12 protein-coding genes are annotated in these 19,303 nt (G+C 70.6%); 2 read left to right on the top strand and 10 right to left on the bottom strand.

Going from position 1 to position 19,303, the window contains the following annotated elements; genetic code table 11:
- The 8 genes from ACFWR9_RS29975 to ACFWR9_RS29940 all read right to left on the bottom strand — a co-directional run.
- On the bottom strand, positions 1-4,100 hold a 4,100-nt coding region (locus ACFWR9_RS29975), incomplete at its 3' end, for a type I polyketide synthase (RefSeq protein WP_383847303.1).
- Between the two features lie 38 nt (positions 4,101-4,138).
- A complete protein-coding gene (locus tag ACFWR9_RS29970; RefSeq protein ID WP_383847301.1) occupies positions 4,139-5,005 on the bottom strand; it encodes a 3-hydroxybutyryl-CoA dehydrogenase in 867 nt (288 codons plus the stop codon).
- A gap of 20 nt (positions 5,006-5,025) precedes the next feature.
- Positions 5,026-6,069 carry a 3-oxoacyl-ACP synthase III family protein gene (locus ACFWR9_RS29965; RefSeq protein ID WP_383847297.1) on the bottom strand — a complete coding sequence of 348 codons (1,044 nt, stop codon included), beginning with the start codon at positions 6,067-6,069 and terminating at the stop codon, positions 5,026-5,028.
- Positions 6,070-6,089: 20 nt separating this feature from the next.
- Positions 6,090-7,424 (bottom strand): crotonyl-CoA carboxylase/reductase, encoded by a 1,335-nt coding sequence (gene ccrA, locus ACFWR9_RS29960; protein WP_383847295.1) that lies wholly within the window; start codon positions 7,422-7,424, stop codon positions 6,090-6,092.
- Positions 7,421-8,419, bottom strand: a complete 999-nt coding sequence (locus ACFWR9_RS29955) for a 3-oxoacyl-ACP synthase III family protein (RefSeq protein WP_383847293.1) — start codon at positions 8,417-8,419, stop codon at positions 7,421-7,423. The genes ccrA (ACFWR9_RS29960) and ACFWR9_RS29955 overlap by 4 nt, the downstream gene beginning before the upstream one ends.
- A gap of 47 nt (positions 8,420-8,466) precedes the next feature.
- The gene (gene ccrA / locus ACFWR9_RS29950) at positions 8,467-9,813 is read right to left on the bottom strand and encodes a crotonyl-CoA carboxylase/reductase (protein ID WP_383847292.1); all 1,347 of its coding nucleotides are present in this window, start codon (positions 9,811-9,813) and stop codon (positions 8,467-8,469) included.
- Positions 9,814-10,034: 221 nt separating this feature from the next.
- Entirely contained in the window at positions 10,035-11,330 is a 1,296-nt protein-coding gene (locus ACFWR9_RS29945; protein WP_383847290.1) for a cytochrome P450, read from the bottom strand.
- 42 nt (positions 11,331-11,372) lie between these two features.
- Entirely contained in the window at positions 11,373-13,067 is a 1,695-nt protein-coding gene (locus ACFWR9_RS29940; RefSeq protein WP_383847288.1) for an acyl-CoA dehydrogenase family protein, read from the bottom strand.
- A 368-nt stretch (positions 13,068-13,435) separates the two neighbouring features.
- Here ACFWR9_RS29940 and ACFWR9_RS29935 point away from each other — a divergent pair, with 368 nt between their 5' ends.
- Together ACFWR9_RS29935 and ACFWR9_RS29930 are read left to right on the top strand one after the other, a co-directional pair.
- Positions 13,436-14,695: a cytochrome P450 gene (locus ACFWR9_RS29935; RefSeq protein WP_383847286.1), complete on the top strand. Its 1,260-nt coding sequence runs from the start codon at positions 13,436-13,438 to the stop codon at positions 14,693-14,695.
- Between the two features lie 266 nt (positions 14,696-14,961).
- Entirely contained in the window at positions 14,962-16,212 is a 1,251-nt protein-coding gene (locus ACFWR9_RS29930) for a cytochrome P450 (RefSeq protein WP_383847284.1), read from the top strand.
- A gap of 516 nt (positions 16,213-16,728) precedes the next feature.
- Here the strand turns inward: ACFWR9_RS29930 and ACFWR9_RS29925 are convergent.
- Together ACFWR9_RS29925 and ACFWR9_RS29920 are read right to left on the bottom strand one after the other, a co-directional pair.
- On the bottom strand, positions 16,729-17,778 hold the full coding sequence (locus ACFWR9_RS29925; RefSeq protein WP_383847282.1) for an LLM class F420-dependent oxidoreductase: 1,050 nt from the start codon (positions 17,776-17,778) through the stop codon (positions 16,729-16,731).
- Positions 17,779-17,795: 17 nt separating this feature from the next.
- A complete protein-coding gene (locus tag ACFWR9_RS29920) occupies positions 17,796-18,557 on the bottom strand; it encodes an SDR family NAD(P)-dependent oxidoreductase (RefSeq protein WP_383847280.1) in 762 nt (253 codons plus the stop codon).
- Positions 18,558-19,303: the final 746 nt, after the last annotated feature.

Below are 19,303 nucleotides of genomic sequence, written 5' to 3'. Positions count from 1 at the left end.
TTGGACTTGACGGAGCCCAGCCACAGGGGCCGTTCGGCGGGCCGGTTCTGGCCGTAGGTGGCGAGCAGGGCCCCCGCCTCGATCGGGTCGCCCAGCTCGGTGCCGGTGCCGTGGGCGTCCACGGCGTCTATCTCTCCCGGCTCCAGGCGGGCGTTGGCCAGGGCGGCGCGGATGACGCGCTGCTGAGCCGGGCCGTTGGGGGCGGTCAGTCCGTTGCTCGCGCCGTCCTGGTTGACCGCCGAGCCCCGGACGACGGCGAGCACCGGGTGGCCGTTGCGGCGGGCGTCCGACAGCCGCTCCAGCAGCAGCATCCCCGCACCCTCCGACCAGCCGGTGCCGTGGGCGTCGGCGGCGAAGGAGCGGCAGCGGCCGTCGGCCGACAGGGCGCGCTGGCGGGTGAGTTCGACGAAGATGCCGGGGGTGGACATGGCGGTCACGCCGCCGGCCACGGCCAGGGTGCACTCGCCCTGCCGCAGCCCCTGGCAGGCCAGGTGCAGCGCCACCAGCGAGGCCGAACACGCGGTGTCCACCGTCATCGCCGGGCCTTCGAGGCCCAGGGCGTACGCGATGCGGCCCGAGGCGACGCTGGGGGTGGAGCCGGTCATGAGGTAGCCCTCGGTGGTCTGTGTTCCCTCGTGCAGGCGCGGCCCGTAGTCCTGGAAGGTGGTGCCGACGTAGACGCCGGTGGGGGTGGAGCGCAGCGTGGTCGGGTCGATGCCGGCGCGCTCGATCGTCTCCCAGGAGGTCTCCAGCAGCAGCCGCTGCTGCGGGTCCATCGCGAGGGCCTCGCGGGGCGAGATCCCGAAGAAGTCGGCGTCGAAGGCGGAGACGTCGTGGAGGAAGCCGCCCTCGCGGACGTAGTGCTTGCCGGGCTGCCGGCCCTCCGGGTCGTACAGCCCGTCCAGGTCCCAGCCACGGTCGGTGGGGAACGGGCCGATGACGTCGCGGCCTTCGGCGAGGACCTGCCACAGGTCCTCGGGGGAGCGCACTCCGCCCGGGTAGCGGCACCCCATGGCGACGATGGCGATCGGCTCGTCCGCGTCGGCCGTCGGCCGGGCGGGGGCGCTGGCCGGGGCCGGGGCGGCGCGCCCGCCGCGCAGGAAGTCGATGACTGCCTCAGGGGTGGGGTGGTCGAAGACAAGGGTCGTCGGCAGCGGCCTGCCCAACGCCTCGCTCAGCCGCTCGCGCAGCTCGACCCCGGTCATCGAGTCGAACCCGAGGTCCTTGAACGAACGCCGGGAGTCGATCTCCTCAACCGAGTCGGCCTCCAGCACGGCCGCGACCTCGCCGAGCACGAGCTCGGCGAGGACGACGTCCCGCGCCGGCGGCCCGGCCTCGGCCCGCGGCCCGCGTGCCGCCTCGGGCGACGGCGTGAGCACCGTCCCGTCGGGCGACGCGAGCGCGGCCTCCGCCTCCGGCAGGGGCTGCGGCTCCGCCTCGACTTCCGGACCATCGGGCCGAGGGCCTTGCTCTTGCAGCCAGTAGCGCTTGCGCTGGAAGGCGTACGTCGGCAGCGGGGTGCGGCCGGTGGCGCGGCCCAGGGGGCCCGACCAGTCGAAGGCGGTGCCGTCCGCGTGCAGGCGGGTCAGGGCGGCGAACAGGGCCTGGACCTCGGGGCGGGTGCGGCGTTGGGCGGCTGCCAGCACCGGCTTGGTGTCGCTCCGCCCTGTCAGGCTGTCGCGGGCCATGGGGGTCAGCGCCGCGTCCGGGCCGATCTCCAGGTAGCGGCTCGCGCCCTGCTCCTCCAGGCTGCGCACGCCGTCCAGGAAGCGGACGCTCTCCCGCACGTGCCCCACCCAGTAGTCGGCGTTGACCTCGTCCGCGCCCAGCAGGACGCCGGTGAGGTTCGACACCAGAGGGGTGCGCGGCGGCAGGTAGGACAGGCCCTCCGCGACGCGGCGGAACTCCGTCAGCATGCCGTCCATGTGCGGGGAGTGGAACGCGTGGCTGACCGTCAGCCGGCGCGTCTTGCGGCCCCGGCCTCGCCATTCCTCCTCCACCGCCAGCACCGCCGCCTCGTCACCGGAGACGACGCAGGAGTCGGGCCCGTTGACGGCGGCAAGAGTGACGCCGTCACCCAGGGTGGGCCGTAGTTCGGCCTCGGACGCCTGAGCCGCCACCATGGCGCCACCGCCGGGCAGTTCCTGCATCAGGCGGCCGCGCGCCGAGACCAGGGTGCAGGCGTCGTCCAGCGAGAGGACCCCGGCGACGTGGGCGGCGGCGATCTCGCCTATGGAGTGGCCGATGAGCAGGTCGGGTGCCAGGCCCCACTCTTCGAGGAGTCGGAACAGCGCGACCTCGAAGGCGAAGAGCGCGGTCTGGGTGCAGCGGGTCTGGTCGATCAGCCCGGCGAGCCGCGAGCCCTCCGCGGCGAACATCACCTCGCGCAGCGAGCGGCCGAGTTCGGGGTCGAACCGCGCGCAGACGGCGTCGAGGGCGGAGGCGAACGCCGGGAACGCCCCGTACAGCTCCTGGCCCATGCCGGCGCGCTGGCTGCCCTGGCCCGAGAAGAGGAACGCCAGCCCGCCCGCGTCGTGAGGCGGGGTGGCCGTGCCGAACGTGACGCGGGGGGCGGGGCGGCCTTCGGCCAGGGCAGCCAGCGTGCCGAGGGCGGTGTCCTGGTCCCCGCCCTCGGTGAGGAACGCGGCGCGGTGCCGGAAGTGGGTGCGGGTGGTGGCCAGGGCACGCGCCACCTCCGGCAGCGGCAGGCCGGGGTTGGCCCTCAGGTGGGCCAAGAGCCGCTCGGCCTGGTCGCGCAGCGCGGCCTCGCTCTGGGCGGACAGCAGGACGGGCATGGGCCTGGTGAGCGGCGCGGGCTCGTGCGCCGGCTCGGGCACGGCGGCGAGCACGAGGTGGCAGTTGGTGCCGCCCATGCCGAATGAGCTGACGCCCGCCAGCGGTTGGCCCTCCAGCGGGGTGAGTGTGTCGTTGACGCGCAGCCGCAGCTCCTCCAGCGGGATGGCGGGGTGGGGGGAGCGGTAGTTGAGGCTGGGCGCGAGGGCACGCTCCCGCAGGCACAGCGTTGCCTTGATCAGTCCGGCGATGCCCGCCGCGCCCTCCAAGTGGCCGATGTTGGTCTTGACGGAGCCGACGAGCAGCGGCTTGACGTCGGCGGGCCGCGCCGTGCCGAGGACCGCGCCGAGGGCTTCGGCCTCCACGGGGTCGCCGACGCGGGTGCCGGTGCCGTGCAGCTCGACGAAGTGAACGGCGCCCGGGTCGGCCCCTGCCCGCTCGTAGGCGCGGCGCAGCACCTCCCGCTGGGCTTCACCGCGCGGGGCGGTGAGGCTGTCGCCGCCGCCGTCATTGTTGACGGCGCCGCCGAGGATGACGCCGTCCACACGGTCGCCGTCGGCCAGGGCGCGGGCGAGCGGCTTCAGCACCACCATGCCGCCGCCCTCGCCGCGCACGAACCCGTTCGCGCGGGCGTCGAAGGTGTAGGTGCGGCCCTCGGGCGACAGCGCGCCGAACCGCTCGGCGACGGCGAAGCCCTCGGGAGCGAGGGTGAGGCTGGCGCCACCCGCCAGCGCCAGCTCGGACTCGCCGCTCAGCAGGCTCTGGCAGGCCAGGTGCACGGCGACAAGGGAGGAGGACTGGGCGGTGTCGACCACCATGCTGGGGCCGGTCAGGCCCAGGGTGTAGGAGACCCGGTTGGCGATGATGCCGCGGCTGACTCCGGTCATGGTGGTGTGCGTGAGTGCGCTGGCGCCGTACGCGTGGGCCAGCTTGGCGTAGTCGTCCCAGACGGCGCCGACGAAGACACCGGTCGCGGTGGAACGCCGCTGCTCCGGGACGATCCCGGCGTCTTCCAGAGCTTCCCACGCCAGCTCCAGCGTGAGCCGCTGCTGCGGGTCGATCGACTTCGCCTCGCGGGGCGAGATGCCGAAGAACCGCGGGTCGAAGGCGTCGACGCCGGGCAGGAAGCCGCCTCTGATCTCCTCGCCGGCGGCGGCGAGTCCGGGGCGCCCGGCGGGCGGTCCCGTCACCGCCTCGCCGCCGCCGCTCAGCAGCTGCCAGAATCCCCCCGGGTCCGCCGCCCCGGGAAACCGGCAGGACATCCCGATGATCGCGATGGCGTTGGGGGTGGTGGCGTTCTCCTGCATCGCGGGGTTCGCGTGCACCAGAAGTCCTCTTCCTCTCGTCACACGTATTCGTAGAAGCCGCGGCCGGCCTTCTTGCCGTGGAACCCGCTCTCGACCATGCGCAGCAGCAGCGGGGGAGGGGCGTACAAGGGCTCCTTGAATTCCTCGTAGAGCGCGGCGGCGACGTCGGCGACCGTGTCCAGGCCCACCAGGTCCGTCAGGCGCAGCGGACCGTAGGGGTGGGAGCAGCCCAGCACCAAGCCCCTGTCGATGGTTTCCGGCGTGGCGAAGCCGGATTCCACCATGCGGACCGCGGAGAGCAGGTAGGGGATGATCAGCGCGTTGACGACAAAGCCGCTGCGGTCGGAGGAGCGGATCACCTGCTTGCCGAGGACGACCTCGGCGAAGGCCCGCGTCCGCTCGTAGACCTTCTCGTCGGTGGCGAGCGAGCTGATCAGCTCGACCAGCGGCATGGCGGGCACCGGGCTGAAGAAGTGCGTGCCGATGACGTGGCTGGGCCTGCTGGTGGCGCGGCCCAGACGGGTGATGGGGATGGAGGAGGTGTTGGTCGCCAGGATGGCGTCCGGGGTGGTCACGATGGAGTCCAGCGCGATGAAGAGGTCCCGTTTGGTGGGCTCGTGTTCCCGGATGCTTTCGATGACGAACTGGCGGTCGGCCAGGTCGGTCAGCTCGGTGGTGAAGGAGATGCGGTCCAGGGCGGCGTCGCGCTGCTCCTCGGTGATGCGGCCCTTGCCCAGGGCGCGTTCGAGGGACTGGCGGATGCGGCCGCGGCCGGCGTCGGCGGAGGCGGGGCGGGAGACGACGACGGTGACCTGACGGTCGGCGAGGGCGCACACCTCGGCGATGCCCGAGCCCATCAGGCCGCAGCCGATGACGCCGACGCGCTCGATGCCGGTGGCCTCCATGGCCAGAGGGGCGTTCGCGTTCACGCGGCATCACTCGTCTCTGTGCCGGTCGGGGCGCTGGTCCAGCGCAGCACGCAGCCGCCGACGGACATGCCGCCGCCGAAGCCCATGAGCATCACCAGGTCGCCGTCCTTCAGGTGCCCGGCCTGGTCGGCGTCGGCGAGCGTCAGCGGCACCGAGGCGCTGCCGACGTTGGCGTACCGCTCGACCGTGCGGTGCGTGCGCGCCCGGGTCAGGCCGGTGGCTTGGGAGAGCTGTTGCAGCAGCACGCCGTTGGGCTGGTGCGGCACGAAGTGGTCGACGTCCGCGAGAGCGACACCGGCCCGCCCGGCGAGGCGCTCCACCACCGGCGGTACGTTCTCCATGACGAAGTCCCGCACGGCCCGGCCGTCCATACGCACGAAGTGGGCGCCGTCGTCGACCGTTTGGTGGGAGGCAGGCAGGCGGCTGCCGCCGGCATCGATCCGCAGCAGGTGGGCGGCGTCGCCCCGGCTGGAGAGGTCGAACGCCAGCATGCCGTAGCCGTCGGACACCTCGCCGACCACGGCGGCGGCCGCGCCGTCGCCCAGCAGCACCGAGGTGCGGCGGTCGGTGAAGTCGGCGAAGCGGGAGTAGACCTCCGTCGAGATGACCAGGGCGAGGTTGCCGGGGCGGGACCGCAGCAGGCCGCGGGCCAGCTCCAGGCCGTAGACGAAGCCGCTGCAGGCGACGGAGATGTCGAAGCCGGCGGCGTTGCGCGCGCCGATGGCGTTCTGCACCAGGCAGGCGGTGGGCGGCTGCGGCGAGTCGCCGGTGCCGGTGGAGACGATGATGTAGTCGATGCGGTCGGCGCCGATCCCGGCCCGGTCGAGGGCGTCCTCGGCGGCCCTGGCGGCGAGGTCGGAGGCCGCCTCGTCGGGCGCGGCCCATCGCCGGGTGAGGATCTGCGTCTTGCGCTCGATCCACTCGGGGGTGGTGGCGGCGCGTGCGGCGACCTCGTCGTTGCCGGCCTCGTCCTTGGGCACGTACAAGCCGGTCGCGAGGATGCCGACCGGGCTGTCAGCAAGTGGGGCGTGTTCGGCCACCGTCTGGCACACCTTTCGGGTCAGTTGAAGGAGAAGTTCTCTTCGCCTATGCGGGCACGGCGTTCGGGGTCGGTGACACCGAGGCCGGGTTCGGTCGCCAGACACAGGACGCCGACCTTGCCCCAATGGCTGTTGAGCTGCACCTGCCGTGTGGCGTCAGCCAGCTCGTCCAGCGGATGGACGGCGGAGGTGACCGGCAGGATGGCACCGATGTCCGCCAGGCGGTTGCACTCCGAGTGCTCCTGGAGGTTGGCCGCGTGGCTGCCGATGATCCGCTTGAGGTTCATCCACAGGTAGCGGTTGTCGTAGGAGTGCTGGTAGCCGGTGCTGGAGCCGCAGGTGACGACGGTGCCGCCGCGGCGGACGACGAAGACGGAGACGCCGAACGTGGCCTGGCCGTTGTTGTCGAAGACGATGTGCGGGTCCTCGCCCAACTCGCGGCGGATGATGCGGCCCAGGCGCTTGCCGAGCTCGATGGTGCGCTCGGGGCTGGGGGCTTCGTTGCCCGCCATGCCGATCTCCGAGCGGTTGATCACCACCTCGCAGCCGAGGCGGCGGGCGATGCGGGCCTTGGCGTCGGAGGAGACGACGCCGACGGGGATGCCGCCGCCGTTCTTCACCAGCTGGGTGGCGAAGACGCCGAGGCCGCCGGTGGCGCCCCAGATGAGGACGATGTCGCCCTGCTTCATGCGGGCGCCGTGTTCACCGACGAGCATCCGGTAGGAGGTGCCGGCGCACTGGGTGAGACAGGCGGCCTCCTCCCAGGTGAGGTGGGCGGCCTTGGGCAGCAGCTGACTGGCGCGCACCACGCAGTAGTGCGCCAGGCCGCCGAAGTTCGTCTCGTAGCCCCAGGCCCACTGCCCGGCGCCGAGCATGCCGTCGGAGTGCGTGGCGGGCTCCTGGTCGTCCACCTGCACCGCGGAGACGACGACCTGGTCGCCGGAGCGCCAGCGGCGTACCCCCTCGCCGACGCGGACGATGACGCCGGCCGCGTCGGAGCCCAGCTGGTGGTAGGGCAGGTCGTGGCGGGTGGCGTGGCCGCCCTGCCGCGCGTACCGCTTGAGGAAGTCGAAGGTGGGCAGCGGGTGGAAGGTGGCCGACCAGACGGCGTTGTAGTTGATGGAGCTGGCCATCACCGCGATCAGCACCTCGTCGGGCGCGAGGCTCGGCATGGGCACAGGCCCGACGTGGATGGTCTTGCGGACGTCCTTGTCATCAGTGGGCGACAGACCTTCGAAGGTGCCGACGTCCTCGATGCGAGTGTGGGCGGCGGTGTAGTGGGTGGGCAGCGGCAGGCGTTCGAGGGTGTCCCCCGGCGCGCCCGCCAGGACCGCCTCGGACAGGGCGTCAGTCACGGCGCCACCGCCCAGCGCAGCAGGCAGGAGCCGAGGGACAGGCCGCCGCCGAAGCCGGAGATCAGCACCAGGTCTCCGTCCTTGAGGTGGCCGGCCCGGTTGGCGTCGTCGAGGGTGACGGGGATGGAGGCGCTGCCGACGTTGCCGTACCGGTCGACGGTGACGTGGGTACGGGCATGCTCCAGGCCCAGCTTCTCCGCGAGCCTTCCCAGCAGCACGCCGTTGCCCTGGTGCGGGATGAAGTGGTCGACGGCGTCGAGGGCAACGCCGGTGCGGTCGGCCAGGCGCTCCAGGTTGAGCGGTACCTGCTCCATCACGAAGTCGCTGACGGTGCGGCCCTCCATGCGGAAGAAGTGCTCGCTCGCCTCGACGGTCGCGTGGGAGGACGGCTTGCGGCTGCCGCCCGCCGCGACGCCGATGAGGTGATGTCCCTCGCCGCGGCTGGCGAGCTCGACGTCGATGAAGCCGTAGGGGCGGGCGACCTGGCCGACGATGGCGGCGGCGGCGCCGTCGGCGAAGAGGACGGAGGTACGGCGGTCGGAGAAGTCCAGGATGCGGGAGTAGACCTCGGTGGCCAGCACCAGCACCCTCGCGTCGGGGTAGAGGGCCACGAGGCTGCGGGCCAGGGCCAGACCGTAGACGAAGCCGGCGCACACGACGTTGAGATCGAAGCAGGCGGCGTTGTAGGCGCCCAGGCGGTCTTGGACGAGATTGGCGGTGGGCGGTGAGGGGGAGTCGCCGGTGGAGGTGGAGACGATGATGTAGTCGATCTCGTCGGCGGCCATCCCGGCCTGGTCGAGGGCGTTCTCGGCGGCCTTGGCAGCGAGGTCGGAGGCGGCCTCGTCAGGGGCGGCGTAACGCCGGGTGAGGATCTGCGTCTTGCGCTCGATCCACTCGGGTGTGGTGCCGGCCCGCTCGGCCAGCTCGGCGTTGCCCACTTCTTCCTTGGGCAGATAGGAACCGGTGGCGAGTATTCCGGCGGAGGATTCGGGCACCGTCGAGTACGCCTTTCATGAGGAGGGCGGAAGGGCGGCGGGCGGGATTACGCGGTGGCTGCCGCGGGCTGACGCATCGGGTTGATGCGGTCCTCGCCGATGCGGGCGCGGCGTGCGGCGTCGGTGACGCCCAGGCCCGGCTCCGGCGCCAGGCACAGCACGCCGACCTTGCCGACGTGCCGGTTGAGCTGCACCTGCCGGGTGGCCTCGGCGACGTCGTCCAGCGGGTGAACGGCCGACAGCACCGGCTGCAGTCGGCCCAGGCTCGCCAGGCGGTTGCACTCCGACGCCTCCTGGAAGTTGGCGGAGTGGCTGCCGATGATCCGCTTGAGGTTCATCCACAGGTAGCGGTTGTCGTAGGAGTGCTGGTAGCCGGTGCTGGAGCCGCAGGTGACGACGGTGCCGCCGCGGCGGACCACGAAGACGGAGCTGCCGAACGTGGCCTGGCCGGTGAAGTCGAAGACGATGTGCGGGTCCTCGCCCAGCTCACGGCGGATGGCGCGGCCGAGGCGCTTGCCGAGCTCGATCGTCTGCTCGGGGCTGGGGGCGCCGTCGCCTCCCATGCCGATCTCGGCGCGGTTGATCACCACCTCGCAGCCAAGGCGCCGCAGCAGCTCTGCCTTGGCGTCGGAGGAGACGACGCCGACGGGGATGCCGCCGCTGTTCTTCACCAGCTGCACGGCGTACGCTCCCAGGCCGCCGGTGGCGCCCCAGATGAGGACGATGTCGCCCTGCTTCATGCGGGCGCCGTGCTCGCCGACGAGCATCCGGTAGGAGGTGCCGGCGCACAGCGGCATGCTCGCCGCCTCCTCCCAGGTGAGGTGGGGCGCCTTGGGGAGCAGCTGGCTGGCGCGGACCACGGTGTAGTGGGCCAGGCCGCCGAAGTTCGTCTCGTAGCCCCAGATGCGCTGCTCGGCGCCGAGCATGCCGTCGGAGTGCGTGGCGGGCTCCTGGTCGTCCACGTGGGTGCAGGAGGCGACCACGTGGTCGCCGGTGCGCCAGCGGCGCACGCCCTCGCCGACGCGGACGATGACGCCGGCCGCGTCGGAGCCGAGGACGTGGTACGGCAGGTCGTGGCGGGCGGCGTGGCCGCCCTGCCGCGCGTACCGCTTGAGGAAGTCGAAGGTCGAGACCGGCTGGAAGGTGGCCGACCAGACGGTGTTGAAGTTGATGGAGCTGGCCATGACCGCCACCAGCACCTCGTCGGGCGCCAGGCTCGGCATGGGCACGGCGCCGACGTGCAGCGACTTGCGGACGTCACGGTCCTGGGCGTCGCCGAAGATGTCCGCTTCCTCGGCCCGGGTGTGGGCGGCGGTGTAGTGAGCGGGCAGCGGCTCCTGTTCGAGCCGCTCGGGGGCTGCGCCCGCGACCACGGCCTCGGCCAGCGAATCCATGCTGTTTCCTTTTCGTTTCCGGATCTCGGTCTTCCGGTTCTTGAGCGTTTCGCAGATTCTTTCGAGTGCTGGCAGAACTGTAAGAACGTGAATCTTCGGAAGGGAACCCCTCATTTTCCCCCTACGAAGGGAACCCCCTCGTTTGCCCCCTACGAAGGCAACCTCTCATTCCCCTACGAGGGGGATGAGAGGTTGCGGAGGATTCAATTACGGAAAAGTTTTCAGACGCCCGCGGGTATCAGCTGGACGGGCATTTCGATAACGATGGTGTGCTTGTTCCAGGGCTGGTAGGTGGTCTCTCCGGCCAGGCGGATCTCCGCCACCTTCTCCAGCAGTTCCTCCAGCAGCAGCCGGACCTGGAGCCGGGCCACATCGCTGCCCAGGCAGTAGTGGTTGCCGTGACCGAACGACATGTGCGGGTTGCTGGTCCGGCGGATGTCGAAGCGCGAGGGGTCGTCGAAGACTTCCTCGTCGCGGTTGGCCGAGGGCCACCACAGCGAGACCTTCTCGCCCGCACGGATCTTGGTGTCGCCGATGTGCGTGTCGACGGTGGCGGTACGCCGGTTGTACTGGTTGGGCGGGGCGAAGCGCAGCAGCTCCTCGACGGCGCCCGACATCAAGCCGCGGTCCTCGCGCAGCGCCCGCCACTGCTCGGGGTGCTGGGCCAGCGTCAGCAGGCCCCGGGCGAGGGTGTTCCGTGGCTGCTCGGCGCCGGTGAGGAGCAGCAGCAGGATGTTGGCGAACCGCTCGTGGCCGGTCAGCGGAGGCTCGCCCTCGGCCCCCGCCTCCTCGGGCAGTTCGCCGACCGCCAGCACCGAGGCCAGGTCCTCCTCGGGGGCGGCCTGCTTGCGCTGGATCAGCTCGCGCACGTACTGCTGGGTGGCAAGTATCGTCTCTTTGGAGTTCTCGGTCGGCAGGCCCGTACGGCGGTCGATGAAGCCGACGGAACGGTGGGCCCAGTCGGCGACCTTCGCCTGGTCCTCGTCGGGCACGCCGAGCAGCACGGCCATACTGCGGTAGGCGTAGGGCTCGGTGACGTCGTTGGCGAGGTCGCAGGCGCCCCCGTGCGCCAGGGCCTGGTCCACCAGCCGGGTCGCGTTGGCCCGCAGGTCCGCCTCCAGCACGCTGGCGACCCTGTTGGTCACGGCCGGGGCCATCAGCTTCTTCAGCAGGTGGTGGCGCGGGTTGTCCTGCATCGCGACCATCGCGCCGGCCCGGTCGCCGTCGGGGATGTCGTCCAGCGCGGAGCCGCCCCCGGAACGGCCGCCGCCGCCCCGAGCGGAGAAGGTCTGCGGGTCGTTGGCCACGGCAGCGATGTCGGCGTGGCGGCTGACCACCCAGAAGCCCTCCTGGTCAGCGGTCTGGCCGGGGGGATGGAAGAGCACGGGAGCCTCACGGCGCAGCCGGGAGAAGAGCTCGTAGGGGAAGCCCCCGTCGATCGTGGCGAACCTGGCATGGTCGGTCAGGTCGAATCCGTTCAGAACGGGCGGTAGCAGGTCGATGGCACTGTCGGACATCGGAGGCGATCTCCCTTGGAGTTGTGGCTGGGGGTTGTGGTTTCAGGGCCGGGTGAGGGAAGCCAGGCCGGAGCCGCCGAGCAGGGCGCGGCTGACCTTCGCGTGGTCGGGTTCCTGGGCGTCCGTGGCAGCCAGGCGGCGCCACAGCCCGGCGACGCGGTGGCGGGCCCCAGCACAGAAGACGTCCGCCAACTCCTGGCGGGAGCCGGCCTCCCCGTCGGTGAAGCCCTCCGTCCGGGCCAGCACGGCGCACATGGCGAACAGCTCGGCGGAGATCCGGCCCAGCACCCGCAGCGTCTCCTGCCGGGCGAACAGCTCCTCGGGACTGGAGTGGCGCGCGGCGAGGGTGGTGAGGGCCCGGTGCAGGCGGCGTATGCCCTGGGCCGCCGCGTCCCAGTGGCGGCGGTTGGCGGGGGAAAGACTGGCGCCGGCGGCGGCAGAGGTGTCGGCGGGCTCCTCGGCGGCGCTCCCGGGGCGGGCGGCCAGATGCGCCAGCAGCCGCTGGGCCGCCTGCATGTCGAGCAGGAAGTCGATGTTGCCCGAGATCCGCGGCCCTCGGGCATCCCGCAGCAGACGCTCCACGGGCAGCGGCGCCGCGCCCCGCTCGCGCTTGCTGTCCGCTGTCTCGAATCCCTCTCCGCCCAGCAGTGACACGGTACGGTCGGCGATCCGCCACGCGGTCACGGTGGCGAGGTTCTTGGTCACGACCCGCTCGAACCACCGGTCCGCCAGCCCGGCGTCCAGCAGGCACCAGCGCAGCACGCTGTCCATCGCGTACACGTCCGCCGCTGTCTGAGACACCAACCGCTGGATCAGGTCGTAGTCACCCAGTGCCCGGCCGTTGATGCTGCGGCGCGCCACGAACTCCACCGACGCCGCCAGACAGCGGCGGGCTATCGCCATGGAGGGGGCGGCGTTGAAGAACAGGGCGCTCTGCAGCGCGATCGCCCCGACCGGCGGCGGGAAGCCGGCCACGTCAGGGTCGCCGAGCAGCACATGCTCCCGGGGCACGCGCACTGCCTCACAGCGCAGCCCGGCGTTCGGCAGGCCCTTGCTGCCCATGAACCGCAGCCGCGCGGTGACGGAAAAGCCGGGAGTGTCCGCGTCGAAGAAGCACACCGCCATACGGCGACTGCCTCCCTCCACCACCGTGGCCAGGATCGCGACCAGATCGGCCACGTTGCCGTTCCCGATGAACACCTTCTCGCCGTTGAGGAGGTACGCCGAGCCGTCCTCGGTGGGCGTGGCGGTCAGACCCGGCCAGGCGTTGTTGGCGCCCTGCGGCTCGGTGCCGGCAAACGCCGAGACGGTGCCGGCGGCGACGCGGCTCGCGACCATCTCGCGCAGCGGGCCCTCGGGGAGCGCGGCCAGCAGCGCGGGGGCGCCAACGGCGTTCTGGATGGCCAGCACCTGACCCACAGCGGTGGAGTCCGCCGCGACGCGCTCCACCGCGCGGAAGGTGTTGAACGCCGACAGAGCACGGCCGCCCAGCCCGGTGTCGTTGACCAGCCGGAAGTAGCCGTGGTCGCGCAGGTCGGCGAGGAGACCTTCAGGCAGCTCCGCCGTCCGGTCGATCTCCTCCGGATCCACCCGGTCACCGACGAAGGCCGCGAGCTCTGCCGTGAGTTCGTCACCGGTCTTCCGGTCCAGCTCCGCCTGTTCGGGAAATGGCCGCATCACATCCCGGCGGAGCCGCCCGGATTCGAGGATCGTGAGAAAAGTCGGGGCTGCGTTCACCGGTTCTTCCTTCCAACTCAGCCTGTTCGCGGCACGCTAAGTCGGACAAACCCCTGATGCCAACCCCAGAGATTTCCGCAGGACCCCCTTACTCAGCTCAGAGCGGAAGGCAGCCCTCGGCCGGCCACCCGAGCGATCACCCGGCGCACCAAAACCGCCTCGGGCACACCGAGTTCGGCCAAGACCCCGGTCCGCTTCCGCCTGGAGCTCCTCCACGGCCGCCCCTCGGCGACACCGACGCCATGCCTGACCAGGGTGTCAAATTTTCTGGGGTTGACTATAGGGGGATGTCCCGGCCTAGCGTTAACGAGGTTCGCCCAGAGATTCTGCGTGAATTGCTGGGAATTCGAGATGACGAGGATTTGAACATGAGCGAAATGCCCGTATTCGATCCCAGCCAGATACCTCAACTGCTGCCCTTCGACCCGTTGGACCCGGTCGTTCACCACAACCCGTATCCGACGTATCAGAAGATCCGCGAGGAACACGGCTCGACGTACGTGTCGCCCCTGGGCCTGACCAGCGTCCTCAGCCACGAGGCCGCTTCCCAGGTACTGACCAGCCCCAAGTTCGGCTGGGGTGACAACCCCATGATGCACGACCAGATGGTCAAGGCCCCGAACGATCCTGATGGGCCGCTCAGGCCGGTTCTGCAGTTCATGGACCCGCCCGATCACACGCGGCTGCGGCGGCTGATCTCGAAGGCGTTCACGCCCCGCATGGTGGCACGGCTACGGCCCAAAATCGCGGAGTACATGGTCAAGCTGATCGACGATGCGATGGCGGCGCGTGACGCCGATGGCATCGTCGATCTCCACAAGACGGTCATCAGCCCGCTTGCACCCACGATGCTCAGCGAGCTGCTGAACGTGCCGGAGAAGTACCACGCGCGGTTCCTGAGTTTCTTCCGCGCCAGCGCCACCGGCATCGACCCCTCCTTCCTGCTCACCCCCGAACAGATCAAGGCCCGCGACGAGGCGCGTGCGGACTTCATGCAAGTCGGCATGGAATTGGCGGCCGAACGCCGGGTCGACCCGGGCGATGACCTGGTCAGCCGGCTGGTCATGGCTGAGCAGGACGGCGACATGCTCGACGAGGGCGAGGTGGCGATCTCGATAATGATGCTGCTGTCCGCGGGGACCGGCGCCACCGCCGGCATGTTCGCCAACTGCGCCTTCACGCTCCTGAGCCACCCTGACCAACTCGCCTGGCTGCGCGAGCACCCTGACCAAATCGCGCCTGCGGTCGAGGAGTTGACACGCTACGACACTCCGCTGCAGAGCACCTTCCGCACGGCGCTGGAGCCCACCGAGGTAGCCGGAGTTCCGCTCGAGACCGGCCAGCCGGTGATAGTGCTGTTCGGCGCGGCCAACCGGGACCCAGCGGCGTACGAGGATCCCGACCGCCTCGACCTGTCGCGCAACAACTCGGTCAACCACCTCGGGTTCGGCCACGGCATCCACTTCTGCGTGGCAGCGCCGGTCGCCAGGCTCACCACGCAGGTCGCGCTGCAGGCCCTCACGAGTCTCGACATCGAATTGGCCAAGGCGGACCCGGCCCGCCCCTTGGGCATGGTCATGCGAACCGTCGATGAGCTGCCGGTTCGGCTCGCAGGAGCCCGCCCCTGACGGGGAAGCGGGCGGCCCCGGCGCCACACGGCGGCCGGGGTATCGCCGTTGGCTCGTGACGCACCAAGTCGTGCCGGCGATCGAATGGCAGCGACCGGGCAACAGCCAACGGCACGGCGGCTGGTGATTCCTTCGGACGTCCAGCCAGAAAACGCGCGACCCAGTAACGAACAGGGGTTGACAGTAGGGGCAAGCCTTTTTCAATCATTCTCCCGAAGAGGACACGACTCGTTGGCGTGCCCGCGCGATACATGGAGGCCACCGCAGTGACCGGAGAATCAGACACCGCGACGGAGAACGCGGGCCAGGAGGGGAGCGCACCCGACACACTGGAGGAGCGCATCCGCCAGTGGAGCCTTTACCAGCCCTGGTTGCAGAACGACCCCACGCCCTACTGGCAGGAGATGCGCGACCACACCCCGCTGGCCCGCTCGGAGGAACTGGGCGGCTACTGGATCCTCACGCGCCACGCCGACATGGTGTCGGTGGCCAAGCAGCCCGAGATCTTCTCCAACACCTATTTCTCCATTCCGCCGCACGACCCGCTGCCGCAGAAGGCTATTCCGATCCAGCTCAACGGCGATGAACACCGCGCGTGGCGCAGGGCACTGTCGGATTTGTTCAACCCGGCGGCGATCCGGCACTTTTCCGCCGAACTTACCAAGGCCACTGACGAAGCCATCGAGCCGGTGATCCCGCGCGGCAGTTGCGAGTTCATCTCCGAGGTGGCCGTGCGGCTGCCGGCCGAGTCGTTCCTCATCAGCTTCGGAATCGAACGTGGCCACCTGGACCGCGTGCTGGACTACGTGCGGTGGCTGCGCGCCAATTGGTCGAAGGCCGGGAACCAGGACGAGATCATCGCCGGCTCCCGCCCGCTGTGGGAGTTCCTCGGCGAGATGCTCGACCTGCGCATAGCCGAGGGATACAAGGGCCGTCGGGATGTCTTCAGCCGACTGCTCGAGGCGTCCCTCGACGGGCGTGAGATCACCCGGGACGAGATGATCAACGCGGCCTTCACCAACTTGTTCGCGGCGTTCGACACCACGACCGCCGCCCTGAGCCTGACCTTCCACCACTTGGCTCGCAACCCCGAACTCCAGCGGCAGGTGGCCGCGTCGCCCAAGGCCGCCGCGGCCGCGACCGAGGAGGGCCTGCGGCTGTTCGGCGTGGCCACCACGGCCACGGTGATCGCGGAGGACACGGAGTTGCACGGGCAGACACTGCGCAAGGGCGACATGGTGCAGATCCCCTGGGGCCTGTCCGGGCTCGACCCGGAGGTGTTCGACCGCCCGGAGGAATTCGACCTCACGCGGACCAACAACCGGCACCTCGCGTTCGGAACCGGACCGCACCGGTGCATCGGCGCACACCTGGCCCGCCGTACCATCCAGACAGCACTGGAGGTGTGGCACAGCAAGGTCGCCCGCTATGAGATCACGCCGGGCAGCGAGCCCGTCCACCACTTCGGGAACGTCCGTGGGATCAGCCGCCTGGAGCTCACCATCGAGCCCGCTTGATGTCCTGCGCCAGTAGCTGATCGTCAGGACTTGTCCGGCCGATCACGCCGCTCGGTAAGATCGGCCGACGGAGCGGGAGTTGTCGGGTGGGATTCACAGGAGCGGGGAGCCCGAGGGAATCGGACCATCGGGCTCCCACAGACCCGGATGTGAACAGCTCCCCGCCATACGGCTCTTGTCGCCCGCTGGGCCTTCTTCCAGGATTCCAGCCGCTTGTACCTGTTCAAAATCCATCGTGGCAGGTAGGTGCTGATGCGATGGAGCAAGGCCGACACCGTGTGACGGTGGAAGGCCCGCAGGGCGGCTCCGAAGGGCCAAGATCCTTCATCTCTCGTGCGATGATCCCCTGATTGCCCGCCATCCGTCAGGCGCCACGGTCGATCAGGCCCTTCTCCTCCCACCGCTCGTAGTGGGGCACGATCCTCGCGCGCCAAGTACTCCCGCACGATCTGCGGGTAGTCCTCGTGGTCCTCGGTGAAGAGGACCACCTGGTGGTCCGGCCCTTTCGTCGCTTCGTCAGCCGGCCAGCTCGGTGACCCGCTCCACCAGGCGCAGCCGGCCGGCCCGGTCGATGCCCGCCCTGCCCACCGGACTCAGGCACAGAGTCTCCACGCCGGCCTCCGCGAACGCCGCGATGCGCTCGGCGATCCGCTGGGGCGGACCGACCAGGCACACAGCCTCGGCCAGCTCCGTGGGCACACGCTGAGCCGCCTCGGCCCGGTGGCCCTCCAGGTACAGGTCCTGGATCAGCTTGGCCTCGGCCTCGTAGCCGTAACGCCGGGCCAGGTCGTTGTAGTAGTTGCGGCCACGCGCGCCCATGCCGCCGATGTAGAACGCCAGCCGGGCGCGGACGGCCTCCAGCGCGTCGGGCACGTCGTCGGCGAAGGCAACAGGGACGTCGACGCAGACGCGCAACGGCCCGAGGTCCGGGTCGCGCTTGGCGAGCCCGGCGTCGAGCGCCGCGCCGAAGACCTCCTGCGCCTTCTCCGGGTGGAAGAAGATCGGCTCCCACACCTCGGCCAGCTCGGCGGTGAGCGCAACGTTCTTCGGCCCGGTGGCGGCGATCATGATGGGCACGCGGTCGCGCGGCGGCCGGTTGAGCAGCTTCAGCGGCTTGCCGAGCCCGGTGCCGCCCTCCTCGTGCAGGGGGATCTGGTAGTGCTTGCCGTCGTGGATGAGGAGCTCACGGCGCCAGACCTTGCGGCAGATCTCGACGACCTCGCGCATGCGGCCCAGCGGGGCGTCGTAGCGCACGCCGTGGAATCCTTCGATGACCTGTGGGCCGGAGACGCCCAGCCCCAAGGTGAACCGGCCGCCGGAGACGGCGTCGAGTCCGGCCGCGGTCATGGCGGTGAGGGTGGGGGTGCGGGAGTAGATCTGCATGATGCCCGAGGCCAGCTCAAGACGTTCAGTCCGGGCCGCGATGTAGCCGAGGCGGCTGACGGCGTCGAAGCTGTAGAGCTCGGGCACGAAGACGATCTCCAGGCCCGCGCGTTCGAGGTCGGGCAGTTCCTCGACGGACTCGGCGAAGCCGTCGGCGTGTTCGAGTCGCATACCGATGCGCACTGCGGGTTCTCCCTGCGTTAGCGGGGCGCCATGCGCATGGCGCCGTCCAGGCGGATGACCTCGCCGTTCAGCATGTGGTTCGTCACGATGTGCTCGGCGAGCGCCGCGTACTCGTCGGGATCGCCGAGCCTGGCGGGATGCTGAGTCTGGGCCTGGAGCGACTCCAGGGCGGCGGGAGGCAGCCCGGCGACCATCGGCGTGTCGAACATGCCCGGCGCGATGCAGGCGACGCGAACCTTCCGGGCGGCCAGGTCGCGGGCGACGGGCAGGGTCATGCTGGCGACACCGCCCTTGGAGGCGGCGTAGGCAGCCTGGCCGACCTGGCCGTCGAAGGCCGCAACCGACGCGGTGGTGATGATGACACCGCGCTCGCCGCCGGTCTCTTCGCTCTCGACCATACGGGCCGCCGCGAGCCGGATGACGTTGAACGTGCCGATCAGGTTGACGCGGACGACGCACTCAAAGTCGTCGAGCGGGAAGGGGCCCTTGCGGCCGGTCGTCTTGATGCTGTTGACGACGCCCGCGCAGTTGACGACGATCCGCAGCTGGCCCAGCTCGGCCGCAGCGTCCAGGGCGGCTTCGACCTCGTCCTCGCGGGTGACATCGGTCGGCGCGAAACGCGCCCGTTCACCCAGCTCGCCGGCGACGGCCAAGCCCTTTGAGGCAGGCACGTCGGCGATGACCACGCGGCAGCCCGCCGCGACGAATCTGCGGGCCGTCGCCAGGCCGAGGCCCGAGGCGCCGCCGGTGATCAGTACCACGCTGTTCGCTATCTCCACGGGTCCGCCTAGTCGGTCTCGTCGGTGTGAACGGAGAAGAGAGGTCTGCCGGACGCGGAGGGTCGGATCGGCGGGGGAACAGTCGGCAAACGGTCGTACGCCGGAGGCGGGCCGGCACCGACGCCGGTGACCGGGGCCGACGAATGGACGGACCCGGCGGTCAGACGGGTGGCGGCCAACTCCACCGGCGTCAGGCAGCCGTTGGGGCGTGGCGTCCGCGACGCACACGGAGCTGTCGTCGTCCTCCGTGAACTCCCCGAGGATCGCTGCGTACTTCGGCCGCCGCACCGAAACTCTCGGTCTGCCCCAGCCATGCGGCGGACGCACTCACATCCTCCCCCTCCGCATCCGGTCGGTCGATGCTAAGGACAGCTCCACCCCTAAGAACAACCCCTAAGCTTGTCTTTCAACCTGCCGTCCTTAGGCCTGCAGAGGTCCGTCGGACATGAGGACCGGGTCACCGGCCGGTGCACCGAAACCGTCCCGGCCGGGCTCAGGAGGCCACCGGGCCCGAAGAACCGCCGCCCGGCCACCCGTCATGACGTGGGCAGAGCCCTCGCTGCCGGCGAGGCGTTCAGCCGCCTGCCCACCGCTAAGCCGACGGCAGTCGGGCGCCCGCGCCGGGGGTGCCTCCAAGAACTCTTTCCGGGGGGGGTTTTGGGGGGGGGGGGTGAGAAACCGGGATGAGGGCGGGGTTGGTGGCGAGCCGGGGGGTGGGTGTAACAGGGGGGGGATCAAGGGGGGGC

This window comes from Streptomyces sp. NPDC058534 (assembly GCF_042717365.1).
Taxonomy (GTDB): domain Bacteria; phylum Actinomycetota; class Actinomycetes; order Streptomycetales; family Streptomycetaceae; genus Streptomyces.
Note: the sequence above shows the minus strand (reverse complement) of the source record. Positions and strands in the feature narration are given on the sequence as shown.

Coding starts and splice junctions, on each gene's coding strand:
- ccrA (WP_383847292.1), bottom strand. CDS start 9,813: ATGGATTCGCTGGCCGAGGCCGTGGTCGCGGGCGCAGCCCCCGAGCGG.
- ACFWR9_RS29935 (WP_383847286.1), top strand. CDS start 13,436: ATGAGCGAAATGCCCGTATTCGATCCCAGCCAGATACCTCAACTGCTG.
- ACFWR9_RS29945 (WP_383847290.1), bottom strand. CDS start 11,330: ATGTCCGACAGTGCCATCGACCTGCTACCGCCCGTTCTGAACGGATTC.
- ACFWR9_RS29970 (WP_383847301.1), bottom strand. CDS start 5,005: ATGGAGGCCACCGGCATCGAGCGCGTCGGCGTCATCGGCTGCGGCCTG.